The 17645-nt window shown below is 67.6% G+C and carries 14 protein-coding genes; 9 read left to right on the top strand and 5 right to left on the bottom strand.

The features are described 5' to 3' along the window. Window position 1: 1 nt before the first annotated feature. Window positions 2–502, bottom strand: a complete 501-nt coding sequence (locus ABL838_RS30375) for an Lrp/AsnC family transcriptional regulator (protein ID WP_418123315.1) — start codon at window positions 500–502, stop codon at window positions 2–4. Between the two features lie 175 nt (window positions 503–677). Here ABL838_RS30375 and ABL838_RS30370 point away from each other — a divergent pair, with 175 nt between their 5' ends. Then, entirely contained in the window at window positions 678–4289 is a 3612-nt protein-coding gene (locus ABL838_RS30370) for an indolepyruvate ferredoxin oxidoreductase family protein (protein WP_418123314.1), read from the top strand. 22 nt (window positions 4290–4311) lie between these two features. Here the strand turns inward: ABL838_RS30370 and ABL838_RS30365 are convergent, their stop codons facing one another. Continuing rightward, window positions 4312–5400, bottom strand: coding sequence for a PDDEXK nuclease domain-containing protein (locus tag ABL838_RS30365; RefSeq protein ID WP_418123313.1), 1089 nt, complete (start codon window positions 5398–5400; stop codon window positions 4312–4314). A 363-nt stretch (window positions 5401–5763) separates the two neighbouring features. Here ABL838_RS30365 and yajC point away from each other — a divergent pair, with 363 nt between their 5' ends. From yajC to ABL838_RS30345, 4 genes are all read left to right on the top strand, one after another. Next, a complete protein-coding gene (gene yajC, locus ABL838_RS30360; RefSeq protein WP_093196024.1) occupies window positions 5764–6093 on the top strand; it encodes a preprotein translocase subunit YajC in 330 nt (109 codons plus the stop codon). Window positions 6094–6171: 78 nt separating this feature from the next. After that, window positions 6172–8055, top strand: a complete 1884-nt coding sequence (gene secD, locus ABL838_RS30355; protein ID WP_418123312.1) for a protein translocase subunit SecD — start codon at window positions 6172–6174, stop codon at window positions 8053–8055. A gap of 24 nt (window positions 8056–8079) precedes the next feature. Continuing rightward, on the top strand, window positions 8080–9033 hold the full coding sequence (gene secF, locus ABL838_RS30350; RefSeq protein ID WP_126021111.1) for a protein translocase subunit SecF: 954 nt from the start codon (window positions 8080–8082) through the stop codon (window positions 9031–9033). A gap of 159 nt (window positions 9034–9192) precedes the next feature. Next, a complete protein-coding gene (locus ABL838_RS30345) occupies window positions 9193–11637 on the top strand; it encodes a DUF1631 family protein (protein WP_418118432.1) in 2445 nt (814 codons plus the stop codon). A 117-nt stretch (window positions 11638–11754) separates the two neighbouring features. Here the strand turns inward: ABL838_RS30345 and ABL838_RS30340 are convergent, their stop codons facing one another. From ABL838_RS30340 to ABL838_RS30330, 3 genes are read right to left on the bottom strand one after another with little or no spacing between them, the layout of a single operon-like run. Next, window positions 11755–12273, bottom strand: coding sequence for a DUF494 family protein (locus tag ABL838_RS30340; protein WP_369660401.1), 519 nt, complete (start codon window positions 12271–12273; stop codon window positions 11755–11757). Window positions 12274–12307: 34 nt separating this feature from the next. Next, window positions 12308–13468: a DNA-processing protein DprA gene (gene dprA, locus ABL838_RS30335; RefSeq protein ID WP_418123311.1), complete on the bottom strand. Its 1161-nt coding sequence runs from the start codon at window positions 13466–13468 to the stop codon at window positions 12308–12310. 34 nt (window positions 13469–13502) lie between these two features. Further along, entirely contained in the window at window positions 13503–14720 is a 1218-nt protein-coding gene (locus ABL838_RS30330; RefSeq protein ID WP_418123309.1) for a LysM peptidoglycan-binding domain-containing protein, read from the bottom strand. A 158-nt stretch (window positions 14721–14878) separates the two neighbouring features. Here ABL838_RS30330 and def point away from each other — a divergent pair, with 158 nt between their 5' ends. From def to ABL838_RS30310, 4 genes are read left to right on the top strand one after another with little or no spacing between them, the layout of a single operon-like run. After that, window positions 14879–15397, top strand: a complete 519-nt coding sequence (gene def, locus ABL838_RS30325; RefSeq protein ID WP_184639444.1) for a peptide deformylase — start codon at window positions 14879–14881, stop codon at window positions 15395–15397. Window positions 15398–15402: 5 nt separating this feature from the next. Continuing rightward, the gene (locus ABL838_RS30320; RefSeq protein ID WP_418125930.1) at window positions 15403–15918 is read left to right on the top strand and encodes a hypothetical protein; all 516 of its coding nucleotides are present in this window, start codon (window positions 15403–15405) and stop codon (window positions 15916–15918) included. Beyond that, complete coding sequence (gene fmt / locus ABL838_RS30315; RefSeq protein WP_418123308.1) at window positions 15915–16880, top strand: methionyl-tRNA formyltransferase; 966 nt, start codon at window positions 15915–15917, stop codon at window positions 16878–16880. The genes ABL838_RS30320 and fmt overlap by 4 nt, the downstream gene beginning before the upstream one ends. Then, window positions 16880–17620 (top strand): AzlC family ABC transporter permease, encoded by a 741-nt coding sequence (locus ABL838_RS30310; protein ID WP_184639450.1) that lies wholly within the window; start codon window positions 16880–16882, stop codon window positions 17618–17620. Before fmt ends, ABL838_RS30310 begins: the two co-directional genes overlap by 1 nt. Window positions 17621–17645 lie beyond the last annotated feature (25 nt).

Below are 17645 nucleotides of genomic sequence, written 5' to 3'. Positions count from 1 at the left end.
CCTAGGCCGCGCGAGGCCGGCCGGCGCCGCCGTCCAGATGCGCCAGCGGCAGCGCACTGCTGGCCTTCACCTCGCCCAGCGAGAAGCTGGTGTGCAGGTCCTTCACGTTCGGCAGGTTCATCAGGTGCTGGCGCGCGAAGGCAGAGAAGCTGTCGAGGTCCTGCGCCACCACCTGCAGCTCGAAGGTGCCGGTGCCGCTGATGTAGTGGCAGGCGATCACGTCGGGCAGCTTGCGGATCGCGTCCTCCAGCCGGCGCGTGGCCTCGTGGGTGACACGCTCCGTATCGACCCGCACGAAGGCGAGCACGCCCAGGCCGATCTTGTGGCGGTCGATCTCGGCGTGGTAGCCCTTGATGAAGCCCGCTTCCTCCAGCGCGCGCACCCGGCGCCAGCAGGGCGCGGCCGACAGGCCCACGCGCTGCGCAAGCTCGGCGTTGGTAAGGCGTCCGTCGGCCTGCAGTTCTTGCAGGATTGCGAGGTCGAACTTGTCGATGCTTTCCATGGGTGCCGATGTTAAGCAAGATTCTTTCTGGAAGCTCGTTTTTTCAGGCAAAGAACGCAAACACCTGTCGCGAACCCCGGCATACACTTTGCGTGATCATGGGCTCGTGCCCTACCCGGGCACAGACCCAGAAACAGCCAGGCCCACGAGGCCCTGCCAAACGGAGACAGACGACATGAATGCACCGCTACCCGCGCACATTCGCAAGGCCCTAGAAACCGTCACGCTCGACGACAAGTACTCCCTCGACTACGGCCGCGCATTCATGAGCGGCGTGCAGGCCCTGGTGAAGCTGCCCATGCTGCAGCGGCTGCGCGACCAGCAGGCCGGCAAGAACACCGCCGGCTTCATCAGCGGCTACCGCGGCTCCCCGCTCGGCGGCTACGACCAGGCGCTGTGGAAAGCCAGCAAGTTCCTCAAAGAGCAGAACATCGTCTTCCAGCCCGGCGTCAATGAAGAGCTCGCGGCCACCGCGCTCTGGGGCACCCAGCAGCTGGGCTTCTCCCCGCAGGGCACCAACAAGTTCGACGGCGTCTTCGGCATCTGGTACGGCAAGGGCCCGGGCGTGGACCGCTGCTCCGACGTCTTCAAGCACGCCAACATGGCCGGCACCACCGAGTACGGCGGCGTGATCGCGGTGGCGGGCGACGACCACATCTCCAAGAGCTCCACCGCCGCGCACCAGAGCGACCACATCTTCAAGGCCTGCGGCACGCCGGTGTTCTTCCCGGCGAACGTGCAGGAAATCCTGGACCTGGGCATCCACGCCTTCGCCATGAGCCGCTTCGCGGGCGTGTGGTCGGGCATGAAGACGATCCAGGAGATCGTCGAGTCGAGCGCCACGGCCATGATCGACCCCGACCGCGTCGAGATCGTCATTCCCACCGACTTCGAGATGCCGCCCGGCGGCCTGCACATCCGCTGGCCCGACCACGCGCTGGAGCAGGAAGCCCGGCTCATGCACTACAAGTGGTACGCCGCGCTGGCCTACATCCGCGCCAACCGGCTCAACCACAACGTGATCGAGGGCCCCAACGACCGCTTCGGCATCATGGCCAGCGGCAAGGCCTACAACGACACCCGCCAGGCGCTCATCGACCTGGGCCTGGACGACGCGGCCTGCCGCCAGCTCGGCATCCGCCTGCACAAGGTGGGCGTGGTGTGGCCGCTGGAGGCGCAGCTCACGCGCCAGTTCGCCACCGGCCTGCAGGAGATCCTGGTGGTGGAAGAGAAGCGCCAGGTCATCGAATACCAGCTCAAGGAAGAGCTCTACAACTGGCGCCCCGACGTGCGGCCCAACGTGGTCGGCAAGTTCGACGAGGGCGAGGTGCATGCGGCCGAGGGCTACTCGGGCGGCGAATGGTCGATGCCCAACCCGACCTCGCACACGTTGCTGCGCGCCAACGCCGACCTGAACCCGGCGCTCATCGCCAAGGCCATCGCCTCGCGCCTGAAGAAGACCGGCCTCCTGGCCGCGGCCGGCGCCGACATGGCCGCGCGCATCGACGCGCAGCTCGCCATCCTGGAAGCCAAGGAGCGCTCGATGGCGCTGCAGCAGGCCTCCACCGGCGTGGCCGACGCCACGCGCCAGCCCTGGTTCTGCTCGGGTTGCCCGCACAACACCAGCACTGTGGTGCCCGAGGGCTCGCGCGCGATGGGCGGCATCGGCTGCCACTTCATGGCGACCTGGATGGACCGCTCCACCATCGGCTTCACGCAGATGGGCGGCGAGGGCGTGCCGTGGGTGGGCCAGCAGCCCTTCACCACCGACCAGCACATCTTCGCGAACCTGGGCGACGGCACCTACTTCCACAGCGGCCTGCTGGCCATCCGCCAGAGCATCGCGGCGGGCGTGAACATCACCTACAAGATCCTCTACAACGACGCGGTCGCCATGACCGGCGGCCAGCAGGTCGGCGAGCGGCCCGAAGGGCACTCGGTGCTGCAGATCGCCGAGAGCCTGCATGCCGAGGGCGCGAAGAAGGTGGTGATCGTCACCGACGAGCCCGAGAAGTACGAGGGCGTGAGCATCCCCGGCGACCACGTGCAGGTGAAGCACCGCGACCTGCTCGATGACGTGCAGCGCGAGTTCCGCGCCATTCCGGGCACCACGGCCATCATCTACGACCAGACCTGCGCCACCGAGAAGCGCCGCCGCCGCAAGCGCGGCACGGCGGTCGATCCGGCCAAGCGCGTGGTCATCAACGAACTGGTCTGCGAAGGCTGCGGCGACTGCAGCGTGCAGAGCAACTGCCTGAGCGTGGAGCCGCTGGAGACCGAGTTCGGCCGCAAGCGCACCATCAACCAGAGCAGCTGCAACAAGGATATGAGCTGCCTCAAGGGCTTCTGCCCGAGCTTCGTGACTGTCGAGGGCGGCCAACTGAAGAAGAAGGGCAAGAACAAGGCGGCCACGCCGGCCGAGTTCGGCCTGCTGCCCGAACCCTCGATTCCGTCGCTGGCCGGCGGCAGGGTCTGGGGCGTAGTGGTGGCGGGCGTCGGCGGCACCGGCGTCATCACCATCGGCCAGCTGCTGGGCATGGCGGCGCACATCGAGGCCAAGGGCATCGTCACGCAGGACGCGGCCGGCCTCGCGCAGAAGGGCGGCGCCACCTGGAGCCACGTGCTCATCGGCGACACGCAGGACGACATCCGCACCACCCGCGTGGGTACGGCGGCGGCCGACCTGATCCTGGCCTGCGACCCGCTGGTCACGGTGAACGCCGAGACCATGGCGCGCATGCGCGAAGGGCGCACGCACGTCGCGCTCAACAGCCACAGTTCTCCGACGGCCGCCTTCGTGCGTAATGCCAACTGGAAGAACCCCGAGGAAGCCTGCGCCGCCGAGATCGCGCGTGCCGTGGGCGTGGACGGCGTAGGCAGCTTCGACGCCGATGCCACCGCGACCGCGCTGATGGGCGACACCATCTACGTCAACCCGATGATCCTGGGCTACGCCTGGCAGAAGGGCTGGATCCCGCTGGCGCACGAGTCGCTGATGCGCGCCATCGAGCTGAACGCCGTGGCCGTCGAGAACAACAAGGCGGCTTTCGAATGGGGTCGCCAGGCAGCCGTGCGGCCGGAAGAGCTGGTCAAGCGCGTGCGCCCGGGGCAGGTCATCGAGTTCAAGAAGCGCGAGTCGGTGGAGAGCATCGTCGAGCGCCGCGCGGAGTTCCTCACCGGCTACCAGAACGCCGCCTACGCCGACGAATACAAGCGCTTCGTGGGCAAGGTGCGCCAGGCCGAGTCGGCCGTGGGCAAGAGCACCGCGCTGACCGAGGCGGTCGCGCGCTACCTCTTCAAGCTGATGGCATACAAGGACGAGTACGAAGTCGCCCGCCTGCATACCGACCGCACTTTCCTCGATCGCATCGAGGGCATGTTCGAAGGCGACTACAAGCTCAACTACCACCTGGCGCCGCCGATCATCGCGAAGAAGAACTCCAAGGGGCAGCTGCAGAAGCAGAAGTTCGGCCCCTGGATGCTGACTGGCTTCAGGCTGCTGGCCAAGCTCAAGGGCCTGCGCGGCACGGGGCTCGACATCTTCGGCCGCACGGAAGAGCGCAAGACCGAGCGCGCACTGATCGGCGAATACCGCGCCGCCATCGAGGAAGTCATCGGCGCCCTGCGTGCCGACAACCACGCGCTGGCGCTGGAGATCGCGAGCCTGCCGGAGCAGATCCGCGGCTACGGCCACGTGAAGGACCGCAACCTGGCGGCCGCCCGCACCCGCTGGAGCGAGCTGATGGCCAAGTGGCGCAACCCGCAGGGGCAGCGCGCGGCGGCCTGAGCCAGGATCGCAGGAGGCCGGCTCAGTCGGGCCGGTTGTCGGCGAGCCGGCCGTCCAGCCGGGCGCGTGCAGCCACCAGGGCGCCGTGGATCTTCTGTTCGAACACTTCGCGAGGCGGCAGGACGGTGAGGTATTCCGCCACGTGGATGCCTGACTTGTCCAGCTCGAGCAGTTCGATCTGTTCCTGCTTCTTGCCTGTGCAAAGAATGATGCCGAGCGGAGGCGCGTCGCCCGGCTCCTGGTCGTGACGGGCCAGCCAGCGCAGGTAGAGCTCCATCTGCCCCTTGTACTCGGCGCGGAATTCGCCCAGCTTCAGCTCGATCGCCACCAGCCGGCGCAGCTTGCGGTTGTAGAAGAGCAGGTCGATGTAGAAATCGTCGTTGTCGAGCTGGATGCGCCGTTGCCGGGCGACAAAGCTGAAGCCCGCCCCGAGCTCGAGCAGAAAGCTTTCCAACTCGCGCAGGATGGCGTCCTCGAGATCCTTCTCCAGGTGGCGGTCCTGCAGGCCCAGGAAGTCGAGCACATAAGGATCTTTCAGCAGTAGTGCCGGCTCGGTGGAGTTCTGGCGCTGAAGCTCGTCGAGTTCCTGGCGGATCAGCACGTCGGGCTGGCGCGACACCGCAGTGCGTTCGTAGAGCAGCGAGCCGATGCGCTCACGCAGCGTGCGAACGCTCCAGCCTTCCAACTGGCACATCTGTGCATAGAAGTCGCGCGCGAGCGGGTCCTTGACCGGCAGCAGTGCGAGAAAGTGCGTCCAGCTCAAATGTCGCACCAGCGGTACGACAATTTGCTCGGACGGGAACACCTCGGCGAACTGCACCATGCGCCGGAGGTTTTTCTCTTCGAAGCCGCGGCCGTAGTCGCTCGCCAATTGTCGTGACAGCGTTGCGACAATTTCTTCTCCGTAGCCGGCGCGCCGGCCTCCCAGCACTTCGGTGCGAATGCGCTGGCCGATGCGCCAGTACATGAGCGTCATCCCCGCGTTCACGGAGGCGACGGCCGCCTGCCGGGCCTGCTCGATCAATTGCCGCAGGTCCGCGAGGAGGGCGCCTGGCTCCTTGTGAAGCGCCGGTGTGGCGCTGGCTGTCGTCAAGCTGTTGCGCTTGCTCATGAAGGCTCCTTGCTTTTCGGGTGGTGCGGCGGGAATTCTCCGGCGGCCGTGGACCCAAGCTTCCTCGCGCAATGGGCGCAGTCCGCAAAAAAGTCAAAAGTCGGGAACGCCCCTTGAGGTTGCTATCAAATGTGTAGCAAATGCGGTGCCCGGAAGCTTGCTGAAAGCCCTCCCCGCCGCGCCGGATAAGCGCTCCGGGCGGCCATCCGCGCCGAATACAATGCCCGGTGCTGTGCGCGGCCAGGCCCCGCCGCGCTTTGACTTGGCGCACCCGCATCCCGCGTGGCCGCGAACCCCAAGGAACCGCGGGCGTGGCCCGCGCTCCCACACGTTTTCTTTCTCTTCCCTCTGCTGGAGACTCTCTTGTTCATTTCCTCTGCTTTCGCCCAGACCGCGCCCGCTGCAGGCGGCGGCGACATGATGTCCTCGCTCGGCAGCATGCTGCCGCTGGTGCTGATGTTCGTGGTGCTGTACTTCGTCATGATCCGGCCCCAGATGAAGCGCCAGAAGGAAGCCCGCGCCATGATCGAGGCGCTCGCCAAGGGCGACGAAGTCGCCACCGCCGGCGGCCTGCTCGGCAAGATCACCTCGCTGAACGACCAGTACCTGGGCCTCGAGATCGCCAACGGCGTCGAGATCAAGATCCAGCGCAGCGCGGTAGTGCAGGTCCTGCCCAAGGGCACCGTCAAATAAAGGCGTGAGCTGACCTTGCGCCTTCGGGCGCGGGGCCCCAATTCACGCCGTGTTCCGTTTCAGAAAAAGCGCTTTCTCATGAACCGTTACCCGGTCTGGAAGTACGCGATCATCGTGGTCGTGCTGCTCGTGGGGCTCATCTACGCCCTCCCCAATTTCTTCGGTGAGGCGCCTGCGGTGCAGGTGTCGGCAGCCAAGTCGACCGTCAAGATCGACGCGTCGACCCAGGCCAAGGTGGAGGGGCTGCTCAAGACGGCGGGCCTCACGCCCGACCTGCTGACCCTCGAACCCACCGCGGTGCGCGCCCGCTTCGCGACCACCGACGACCAGATCAAGGCGCGCGACACGCTCCAGCAGGCGCTGGTGCCCGACGCCGACGACGCTTCATACACGGTGGCGCTCAACCTCGTGTCGCGCTCGCCCTCGTGGCTGACGGCGCTGCACGCCTTCCCGATGTACCTGGGCCTCGACCTGCGCGGCGGCGTCGACTTCCTGCTGCAGGTCGACATGCGCGGCGTGCTCGACAAGAAGGCCGAGTCCTTCGCCGGCGACATCCGCATGGGCCTGCGCGAGAAGAAGGTGCGCGGCAGCGCCGTGAACCGCAACGGCCAGACCGTCGAGATCACCCTGCGCGACGCCGACAGCGTCGAGATCGCCCGGCGCCTGATCCAGGACCAGATGCCAGACCTGAGCACCGTCGAGACCCAGCAGGGCAGCGAATGGCGCATCGTGGCCAGCATCAAGCCCGAGGCCGCCCGCCGCTTCCAGGACGCGGCGCTCAAGCAGAACGTGACCACGCTGCACAACCGGATCAACGAACTCGGCGTGGCCGAACCCGTGATCCAGCAGCAGGGCATCGACCGCATCGTCGTGCAACTGCCCGGCATGCAGGACCCGGCCCAGGCCAAGCGCATCATCGGCCGCACCGCCACGCTCGAGATGCGCCTGGTGGACGAAAGCGCCGAAGGCCGCGCCGCCGAACTGAGCGGCGGCCCGGTGCCCTTCGGCTCCGAGAAGTTCCTCGACCGCTCGGGTCGCCCTGTGATCGTGAAGAAGCAGGTGCTGGTCACCGGCGAGAACCTCACCGACGCGCAGCCCGGCTTCGACCAGCAGAGCAACCAGCCCAAGGTCGACCTGACCATGGACTCCAAGGGCGGCACCATCATGCGTGACGTCAGCCGCGAGAATTACAAGAAGCGCATGGCCATGCTGATCTTCGAGAAGGGCAAGGGCGAAGTGCTCACGGCTCCCTCGATCAACGGCGAACTGGGCAACCGCTTCCAGGTCTCGGGCTCGATGAGCGTGGCCGAGGCCAACGACCTCGCGCTGCTGCTGCGCGCCGGCTCGCTGGCCGCGCCCATGGAAATCATCCAGGAACGCACCATCGGCCCGACGCAGGGTGCCGAGAACATCAAGAAGGGCTTCGACAGCGTGATGTACGGCTTCGCCGCGATCATGGTGTTCATGTGCATCTACTACGCGCTGTTCGGCCTGTTCTCGTCGATCGCGCTGGCCGTCAACCTGCTGCTGCTGGTGGCCATCCTCTCGATCCTGCAGGCCACGCTCACGCTGCCGGGCATCGCGGCCATGGCCCTGGCCATCGGCGTGGCGATCGACTCCAACGTGCTGATCAACGAGCGCGTGCGCGAGGAACTGCGCAACGGGGCGTCGCCGCAGGCGGCGATCCACGCGGGCTACGAACGCGCCTGGGGCACCATCCTGGACTCCAACGTGACCACGCTGATCGCGGGTATCGCACTGCTGGCCTTCGGCTCGGGCCCGGTGCGCGGCTTCGCGGTGGTGCACTGCATCGGCATCGTCACCTCGATGTTCTCGGCCGTGTTCTTCTCGCGCGGCCTCGTGAACTTCTGGTACGGCCAGAAGAAGAAGCTCAAGTCGGTGTCCATCGGTACGGTGTGGCGCCCCTCGACCGACGGCACGGCCGCGGCCGAAATCAAGTAAGCGGCAGAAGAAGGACGCACAGCCATGGAATTCTTCCGCATCCACAAGACCATTCCGTTCATGCGCCACGCGCTGGTGCTGAACATCGTCTCCGTCGTCACGTTCGCGCTGGCGGTGTTCTTCCTGTTCCACCGCGGGCTGCACCTGTCGGTGGAGTTCACCGGCGGCACGGTGATGGAAGTCGCCTACAACCAGTCGGCCGACGTCGGCAAGGTACGCGACATCGTCGGCAAGCTGGGCTACACCGAAGTGCAGGTGCAGAGCTTCGGCAAGTCGGTGCAGATCCGCCTGCCGGTGAAGAAGGGCGTGACCTCCGCCCAGCAGAGCGCCGAGGTGATGGACTCGCTGAAGGCGGCCGACCCGTCGGTGGAACTGCGCAGCAACGAATTCGTCGGCCCGCAGGTCGGCGACGAACTCACCACCAACGGCCTGAAGGCGCTGGGCATGGTGGTCGTCGGCATCATGATCTACCTGGCGTTCCGCTTCGAGTGGAAGTTCGCGCTGGCTACCGTGTTGGCCAATCTGCACGACGTGGTGATCATCCTGGGCTTCTTCGCCTTCTTCCAGTGGGAGTTCTCGCTGGCGGTGCTGGCGGCGGTGCTGGCGGTGCTGGGCTACTCGGTGAACGAGTCGGTGGTGATCTTCGACCGCATCCGCGAGAACTTCCGCCGCTACCGCAAGATGTCGACCACAGAGATCATCGACAACGCGATCACCTCGACCATTAGCCGGACCATCATCACCCACGGCTCCACCCAGCTGGTGGTGCTGTCGATGTTCTTCTTCGGCGGCCCGACGCTGCACTACTTCGCCCTGGCGCTGACCATCGGCATCTGCTTCGGCATCTACTCGTCGGCCTTCGTGGCGGCGGCCATCGCCATGTGGCTCGGCGTGAAGCGCGAGGACCTGGTCAAGGGCGGCCCGACCAAGCGCGACGGCGGCTCCGAGGACGACCCGAACGCCGGCGCCGTCGTCTGACGGATACTCCAGGGTTCGACAACCCAGGGCGACCGCGGCGGCAACCGCCGCGGTTCGCATGCAACGCCGGGCAATCTCCACACTTGTGCGGCGGCCCGTCCCGATGCAAGCTCCGGTTGTCGCCAACGAATCGACTACCCTGGCCCTTCCGACCTTTCAATGAGCATTGCGCGGTCCGCTTCTTCCCTGCAGCTCGCACGCGAGACGCGTGAGCGTTTCGTCTCGGCCACGGAAGGCGCCATCGCCCCGCTGGCGCGCGCGATCCGGGACCGGCTGACCACGCTATCCACCGAGGCCGGCACCGCCCGCTCCATGCAGGACAACCGCGACGACTTCGTCGCCTTCCAGGGGCAGGCCACCCAGTGGGTGACCCTCAGCCAGGCTGGCTGGCGCAAGGCGCTGGCCGCCAGCTCCGGCGGCACGGGCACCCTGCCCTCGGCGCTGCGCCTGGAGCTGATCGGCGACGAGGTGGTGGAAAGCAACATCCTCTCCTCGCGCCTCGCGCAGCTCATCCACGACAAGGCCAGCTTCGAACTCAGCGACCTGCGCCTGCGCATCCAGCATCTCGAAGGCACCACCGAGCTCGACTCCAAGGACGTGCTCAAGCCCGAGACGCTGGCCAAGCTGCTGGTCGAGCAATGGCTCGCGGCCGGCCTGAGCCGGGGCCTCTGGACTCGCGTGCAGGACACGGTGCAGCAGGGCCTGGTCGACGTGATCGTCAAGGCCTACGAGAGCGCCAACGCCTATCTGATCGCCAACGGCGTGATGCCGGAGATCGACCTCAAGAGCTTTGTCCGGCGCACGGGCAATGCCGCGGGCACGGGCGGCACCGGCGGCGGATCGGGTGCCGCACCGATGGACGGCGGCGTGCCGGCCGTACACCAGGCCCAATCCCAGGCCCAACCCCAGGCCGTGCAGCGGCCCGGCTTCGGATTCGAAGGCCAGCAGCAACAGTTCTCCGTGCCGGGCGGGGCTCCCACTACCACCACCACGACAACCACCGGCGGTTCGCCTTTGATGATCGCGCGGCAGCGTGCGCAGACCGCGCTGCTGAGCCTCAAGCGTTTCGTCACCGCCCGCATCGGCGGCGACCCGGGCGCCGCCGGTGGCGCGTTCCAGGCCGTCGGCGCGGAAGGCCGCACCATGAGTCCCGGCAGCCAGCCGGGCAACCAGGTCGGCGGCGGCGTCAGCCCGGCGCCGCGTGCCTTCTCCCGGACATTCGCCGGCGCCATCGCCGAGGCCGAAGCCGCCTACCGGATGGCCGCCACGCAGTACATGGAAGGCGCGGCCGAGCAGGCCACGCTGATGCAGCAGACGGCCGTCGACCTTCGCCGGCGCACGGCGGAGCTCAAGAAGCGCGCGCCGACCACAGCCGACAAGGCTACCGTCGAGATCGTCGCGCTGATGTTCCAGGCCATCCTGGCCGAGGAGCGCATTCCGTTCTCGGCGCGCGTGTGGTTCGCGCGCCTGCAGATGCCGGTGCTGCGCGTGGCCATCGCCGAGCCCGAGTTCTTCGGCACCCTGCAGCACCCCGCGCGCATGCTGATCGACCGCATGGGCTCGTGCGTCATGGGCTTCGATGCTGCCGCCATCACCGGCAGTGCGCTCGAAGGCGAGATCCGCCGCGTGGTGCAGGTCATCGAGCAGTACCCCGAGACCGGCCAGCGCGTGTTCAAGCTGGTGTTCGACGAATTCGTCGCCTTCCTCAACCGCTACCTCACGCAGAGCGACACCACGCAGCGCGTGATGAGCGTGGCGCAGCAGGTCGAGCAGAAGGAGACGATGGCGATCCAGTACACCATCGAGCTGCGCAAGATGTTGAACGACATGCCGGTGCGCGACGAGATCCGGGAGTTTCTCTTCAAGATCTGGGCCGAGGTGCTGGCCATCGCCGCGCTGCGCTACGGCGCGCAGGGCGAGCAGACCGTGATGCTCAAGCGAGTGGCCTCCGAACTGGTGTGGGCCGCGAGCGCCAAGCCCAACCGCACCGATCGCGCCCGCGTGATCCAGGACCTGCCGCAGCTGCTGCAGCGCCTGCGCCAGGGCATGGCGCTGCTGGGCATCGTCGACGAGCCGCAGGAAGCGCACATCAAGACCATCGGCGCCACGCTGTCGGATGCCTTCATGTCGAAGACCGAGGCGATCCCGCAGGCCAAGATCGAGGCCATGGCCGAGCGGCTGGCGCACCTGGAAGACTTCGTGAGCGACGTCGGCGGCACCGCCGACCTGCCGCTGGACGCGCACAGCATCGAGCTGCTGCTGGGCGTGGATGCCGCGTCCATCGAGGTCATTCCCGACACCGCAGGCGCCAAGGTGCCCGAGGACATGATCGCCTGGGCGCACGAGCTGCAGGTGGGCAACTGGTTCATGCTCGACCACAACGACCGCGTGAGCCAGGTGCAGTTCGTCTGGCGCAGCGACCGCAAGCAGTTGCACCTGTTCGCTTCGGGCGACGGCCGCAGCTTCCTGATCCAGGCCGGGCGTCTTGCGGCCTATCTGCAGGCCGGCCTGCTGGTGCCGGCGGAAGAAGAAACGCTCACGGTGCGCGCCACGCGCGAGGCGCTGGCGAAGCTCGATGCAAATCCGGAGCGCCTTCTGAACTAACTGCTGCGCGGCTGTTTTCGCGGAACACCGAGGAACCGGCTCTGCCGGGCCTCAGGTGCTGCCCCCGGTAGGGGGTGGCGTAGCGGACACGAAGTGCCGCGCAGCCTGGAGGCGAGCCTAATGCGCGGTGCGGCCTTCGCGGCTTTCGCACAGCTCGTCGAGCACCAGCGCATCGGGCTCGATGCCGGTGCTCCAGTGCACCATCAGCACGATGATCTTCAGCTCGTCGAGCGCGACCGGATCGCCCGGCGCAGCCATCGCGCGCTCGACGACGATCTCGCGCAGCCCGCAGGGCAGCACGTCCGACGATTCGAGAAAGCGGATGAAGCCGAGGCACTCGGCGCCGAGGTGCTCCTGCTCGGCCTGGGAGTAGATGCGCATCGCGTTGCCCGATTGCGGCAGCGCCGCTTCGGGCCTGCCCCCGATCACGACGGTGGCGATGGCCTCGTCGTCGGGGCTGCGTTCGATCTGCAGGCCTTGCGTCGCAAGGCTGAGGCCGTCGAGCCAGTGAAGGGCTTCGCGGATCTCTTCTGCCTCGAATCCATGGGCGCTGAGCTTGCGGCCCAGTTGCTCGGGTTCGGGGCAGGCGTCGCCGCGCCAGTAGTTTTCGTAGACAAAAACAAGCACTTCGAACATGGGCCCAATATAGCCGACGTTCATGCAATGCCAACTAGGTGGAAGCCACGCGCTGGAAGAGACCGCCGGGCAACCGGGACACATGCCCGTCCAGTTCGAGCTCGAGCATCTTCGCCTGCAGCTCGGCGGCGCCCCAGCCGGTGCGTGCGCTGAGCGCGTCGAGGCTCGCCGGTTCGAAACCGAGGACCTCCAGCAGCGGGTCTTCCGGCGATGAAGAAGATGCAGCGGCCACGCCCGTCGCGTTGCCGTAGAGGGGCGAAGCCGAGGCAGTGCGAGGTGCGTGGAGCGGCGGCAGCTCTTCGAGGATGTCGTTCACCGATTCCACGAGCTTCGCGCCCTGGCGGATCAGCGCATGGCAGCCGCGCGATTGCGGAGAGTGGATCGAGCCGGGGATCGCGAACACTTCCTTGCCCTGCTCCGAGGTGAGCCGCGCGGTGATCAGCGAGCCCGACTGCAGCGCGGCCTCGACCACCAGCGTGCCGCGCGCCAGCCCGGCGATCAGGCGGTTGCGCTTCGGAAAATTCTGCGTGAGCGGCGGCGTGCCCAGCGGCAGCTCGCTCACGATCAGTCCCTGCAGCGTGATGCGGTGCGCAAGGTCGCGATGCCGCGCGGGGTAGACGCGATCGAGCCCGGTGCCCACCACGGCCACTGTCGCGAGCACGGGCGCGTCGCCTGCCGCATCGAGCGCTCCCTGGTGCGCCGCGCCGTCCACGCCCAGCGCCAGCCCTGACACCACGGGAAGCCCCGCTTCGCCGAGCGCGCGCCCGAAGCTGCGCGCATTGGTCGCGCCCTGCGGCGTCGGGTTGCGGCTGCCCACGACGGCGATGCTGTGGCCGAGCTGCGTGAGGTCGAAGCCGATGGCGCCGAGCACGTAGAGCATCAGCGGCGGGTCGGCCATTTCGAGCAGGGAGGCCGGGTAGCCGGCGTCGCCGAGCGTGACGACGCGGCGCGAGACCTTGTCGTCGCCCGCCTGCAGCCATTGCCAGGTGAGATCGATCTGCGCCTGCAGGCCGTTGGGCAGCTGCGCGAGCGCCTCGGCCTGTGCGTGCGAGACGACCTCGCGCAAGGCGGCGTCTGGCTGGCTGAAGATTCGCTCGGGCAGCCCGAAGGCCGCGAGCAGGCGGCGCGCGGCACCATCGCCGATGCCGGGCGTCAGCGAAAGCCGCAGCCAGCCTGCGAGTTCTGCGCGTTCCAATCGAGTGTGAGAGAAGAAAGGCCGGGGTCGCGGGTCAGGGATTGACGAGGAAGTCGCCGGCGCGCGGAGTGTCGTTGATTTCGAGCACCAGCGCGTAGGAGACCTTCTCGAAGGTGCGGAAGACCATCAGCAGGCCGATTCGCTCGTTGGGCAGCTTGATGGTTTCCTTGCGCGCGCCGGTGCGGTCGAGGATGGTCTCGCCGTTCTTCAGGATGGCCAGCACGTGGCCGTTGTCGACGCCGTCGCGCGTGCCCTTGTTGATGGCCACCACCTGGTTCTGCGCCGCGAACTGCACCGCGTTGCCGTAGACCGAGATGATGCGTCCCTCGACCTGCGTGGACGGCGCGCGAGGCACGTAGCTCAGCAGCTGGCGCGGGGGCTCGGGCAGCAGGCGGTCGCCGGCGCGCATTTCCTCGCGCGAGGCGATGATGTCGATGCTGGCGGGCACGACGGTGATGACGTCCTTGTCCTCGACCGTCTCGACGGTGGTCGATTCGCCGCGCTGCAGGCGGGCCTTGCCCAGGTACTGCGCCTCGTAGCCGAGGATCTCGCCCGTGCCCGGGTCCTTCAGCGGCGTGGCATTGCGGAAGATGCGGAAGTTCTGCACGGGGCCCGGCACCTCGACCAGCGGCGCCTCGGCGGTGCCGCGGGCATAGGCCCGGTCGCCGCGCGACAGCAGCACGCGGCTGTCGTTGCCGGCCACGATGCGCGGTGCGGCATCGAGCGTGCCGGCGTCCACCACGATGGGCTCGCTCAGGAAGGGCTCGATGATGCTCGGGTTGAGCGTGGGCAGCGCCATGCCGGCCAGCGAGTCGAAACGGGTGCGGGGTGACAGCTTGATGGTTCCGCCGTCGCCGCTGACGCCGCCGCGGCGGGTGGTCAGGCGGGCGCGGCCGCCGCTCTTGTCCAGGTAGAGCACCTGGCCGGGGTAGATCCGGTGCGGATTGGCGATTTCATTGATGTTCATGCCCCACAGTTCCGGCCAGCGCCAGGGGCGCAGCAGGTAGAGGCGGGAGATGGCCCAGAGCGTGTCGCCCGACTTCACGGTGTATTCGTCGGGCGCCTTGGGCGACAGTTCGCTCAGCGGCACGCCGGCCTGGGCGGTCTGCTGGGCGGTGGCGCGCTGCTGCGGCGTGATGGGGTAGTTCTGAGCCCAGGCCGTCGTGGCGCCGCAACTGCCGATCACCGCCAGGGCTGTCAGCGTGGCAAGGAAGGAGGGGCGCTTGCGGTCGGTGAGTCTGAGCTTTTTCATGTCTGATGGGTGAGCGCGCGACGTATCGCTGCGCATACGAATCTCACAATTTGCTACGAATTCTGCGCTGAAGCCCTTGGGAGGGCAACGTTTTCGGGCTCCGGAGCCGCGTGTCGTCGCGGAATTGGCGAAAATAGCCACAACTTTCCCCCGATTTCATGGCCAAACGAAACATTCTGAGTTACCCGGACAAGCGCCTGCACACCGTGGCCAAGCCGGTGCAGGGCGTCGACGCGCGCATCAAGACGCTGGTCGCCGACATGCTGGAGACCATGTACGACGCCAACGGCATCGGCCTTGCCGCGACCCAGATCGACGTGCACGAGCGCCTCGTCGTCATCGACGTGTCCGAGGAGCGTAACCAGCCCATCGTGCTGATCAACCCCGAAATCACCTGGGCCAGCGAAGAGAAGGTCGTGAACGAGGAGGGCTGCCTCTCGGTGCCCGGCATCTACGACGGCGTGCTGCGCTCCACCTCGGTGAAGGTGCAGGCGCTCGACGAGAACGGCGAGACGCGCACCATCGAAGCCGAAGGCCTGCTGGCCGTGTGCATCCAGCACGAACTCGACCACCTGCTGGGCAAGGTGTTCGTCGAATACCTTTCCCCCCTGAAGCGCAACCGCATCAAGAGCAAGCTGCTGAAGCAGCAGCGCGAAGAACTGCGGGAGCGGGCTTGAACCCCATGAACGCAGGCCGGCGCTCCGGCTCCCTCCCGGCGCTGGCACTTCTCGCGGCCGCGAGCCTGGGGTTTCTTGCCGGCTGCGCCAGCGAACCCACCCGCATCCAGCCCGGCACCACCGCCGCCGACACCCTTCAGCGACTGGGCGCGCCCACTGGCCGCTATCCGCTCACGGGCGGCGGCGAGCGGCTGCAGTACTCGCGCATGCCGGCCGGCTTCGAGGTGGTCGACATCGACGTCGATTCTTCGGGCAAGGTGGTCTCGGTGACGCAGGTGCTCAGCGAGGCGCGCTTCGGCCAGGACATCAAGGTCAACCAGTGGCGCCAGAACGACGTGATGGCCTTCTACGGCCGGCCCTATGAGATCACCCGCGTCAGCTCCTTCGATGGCGCCGTCTGGACCTGGCGCTACAAGGCCGTGAACGAGCGCCGCATGCTGTACATCTACATCGACCCGACCGGCGTGGTCCGGCGCTACCACACGGGGGACGATCTCGAGTTCGATCGGATCCGGGATTGAGCCGCCTCAGAGTCGTCTTCGCGGGCACGCCCGAGTTCGCGCGCGTCGCGCTCGAAGCCATCGCCGCCGCCGGCCATGAGGTCGTGCTGGTGATGAGCCAGCCCGACCGCCCCGCCGGCCGCGGCATGAAGCTGCAGGCTTCTCCCGTCAAGCAGTGCGCAGTCGCCAACGGCTGGCCCGTGGCCCAGCCGCGCAGCCTGCGCCTGGACGGCAAGTACCCCGACGAGGCCTCCGCCGCGCGCGACACCCTGCTCGCGCTGAAGCCGGACGTGATGGTGGTCGCCGCCTACGGCCTGATCCTGCCGCAGTGGGTGCTCGACCTGCCGGCGCACGGCTGCCTGAACATCCATGCGAGCCTGCTGCCGCGCTGGCGCGGCGCGGCGCCGATCCACCGCGCCATCGAGGCGGGCGACGCACAGACCGGCATCACCATCATGCAGATGGACGCCGGCCTCGACACCGGCGACATGCTGCTGCGCGAGGCCGTCGACATCGGCACGGGCGACAACACCGCCCGCCTGCACGATCGCCTGGCCGAGCTCGGCGGAAAGATGATCGTCGAGGCGCTCGCGCGCATCGGCACGCTCACCCGCACGCCGCAGCCGGCCGAAGGCGTCACCTACGCCAGCAAGGTCGAGAAGCACGAGGCGCAGGTCGACTGGAGCCAGCCCGCCGACGCCATCGTGCGCCGCGTGCTGGCCTTCGACCCGTTCCCGGGCGCCAACAGCCCGCTCGACGGCGAGACCATCAAGCTCTGGGCGGCCCGCGCCGAAAAGGCCCCGGCGGGTTCTTCGGCCGCGCCGGGCACCATCCTGGCCGTCGACCCGGCCGGCGTCAAGGTGGCAGCGGCCGACGGATCGGCCGTCGTCCTCACTGAACTGCAGCGGCCCGGCGGCAAGCGCCTGCCTGTGACCGCCTTCCTGCACGGCTTCGACCTGAAGCCCGGGCAGGCGTTCGGCTGATGTTCCTCTCGCAAAGCATCCGCGGCCGCCCCGAATTCCGGGTCGGCGTGCGCGACATGACCCCCGTGGCGCTGGGCATCGGCGCCTGGGGGCTCATGACCGGGGTGGCCATGGTCAAGTCGAACATGAGCCTGATCGAGGCGGTGGCGATGACGCTCTTGGTCTACGCGGGCAGTTCGCAGCTGGCGGCCATTCCGCTGCTCTTCGCCGGGGCGCCGGCCTGGGTGATCCTGGCCACCGGCTTCTGCGTCAACCTGCGCTTCGTGGTGTTCAGCCTGCACCTGCGGCCCTACCTCATGCACATGCCGCGCTGGCGCCGCATGGTGCACGGCTACCTCACGGCCGACATGAGCTACGCGCTCTTCACCAAGAAGTACCCCAAACCGCCGCTGACCGTGGCCGAGCAGCAGGCGCAGGAGGCCTACCTCACGGGCAATTACTTCGTCACCTGGTGCGCCTGGATGGGCATGAGCCTGGTGGGCATCGCGCTGGCCAACTTCATTCCCCAGACGTGGGGCCTGAGCTTCGCGGGCGTGCTGAGCCTGGTCGCCATCGTGTGCTCGATGGCCACGACGCGCCTGCGCGTGCTGGCCGCGCTGATCGCGGGCGCCACGGCGGTCGCTGCCTACGCGCTGCCGCTCAAGCTCAACATCGTGGTCGCCATCGGCGTGGCGGTGCTGCTGTGCTTCTGGCTCGAGAAGCAGCTCGGGCTCGACCCGAACGCGGAGGACGACAAGTGAGCGCCGCGGCCGCAACCACCGACTG

Source organism: Variovorax sp. 160MFSha2.1, assembly GCF_048305075.1.
GTDB classification, from domain to species: Bacteria; Pseudomonadota; Gammaproteobacteria; order Burkholderiales; family Burkholderiaceae_C; genus Variovorax; species Variovorax guangxiensis.
The sequence above is the reverse complement of the archived record's forward strand: the minus strand, read 5'-3'. Positions and strand labels throughout refer to the sequence as shown.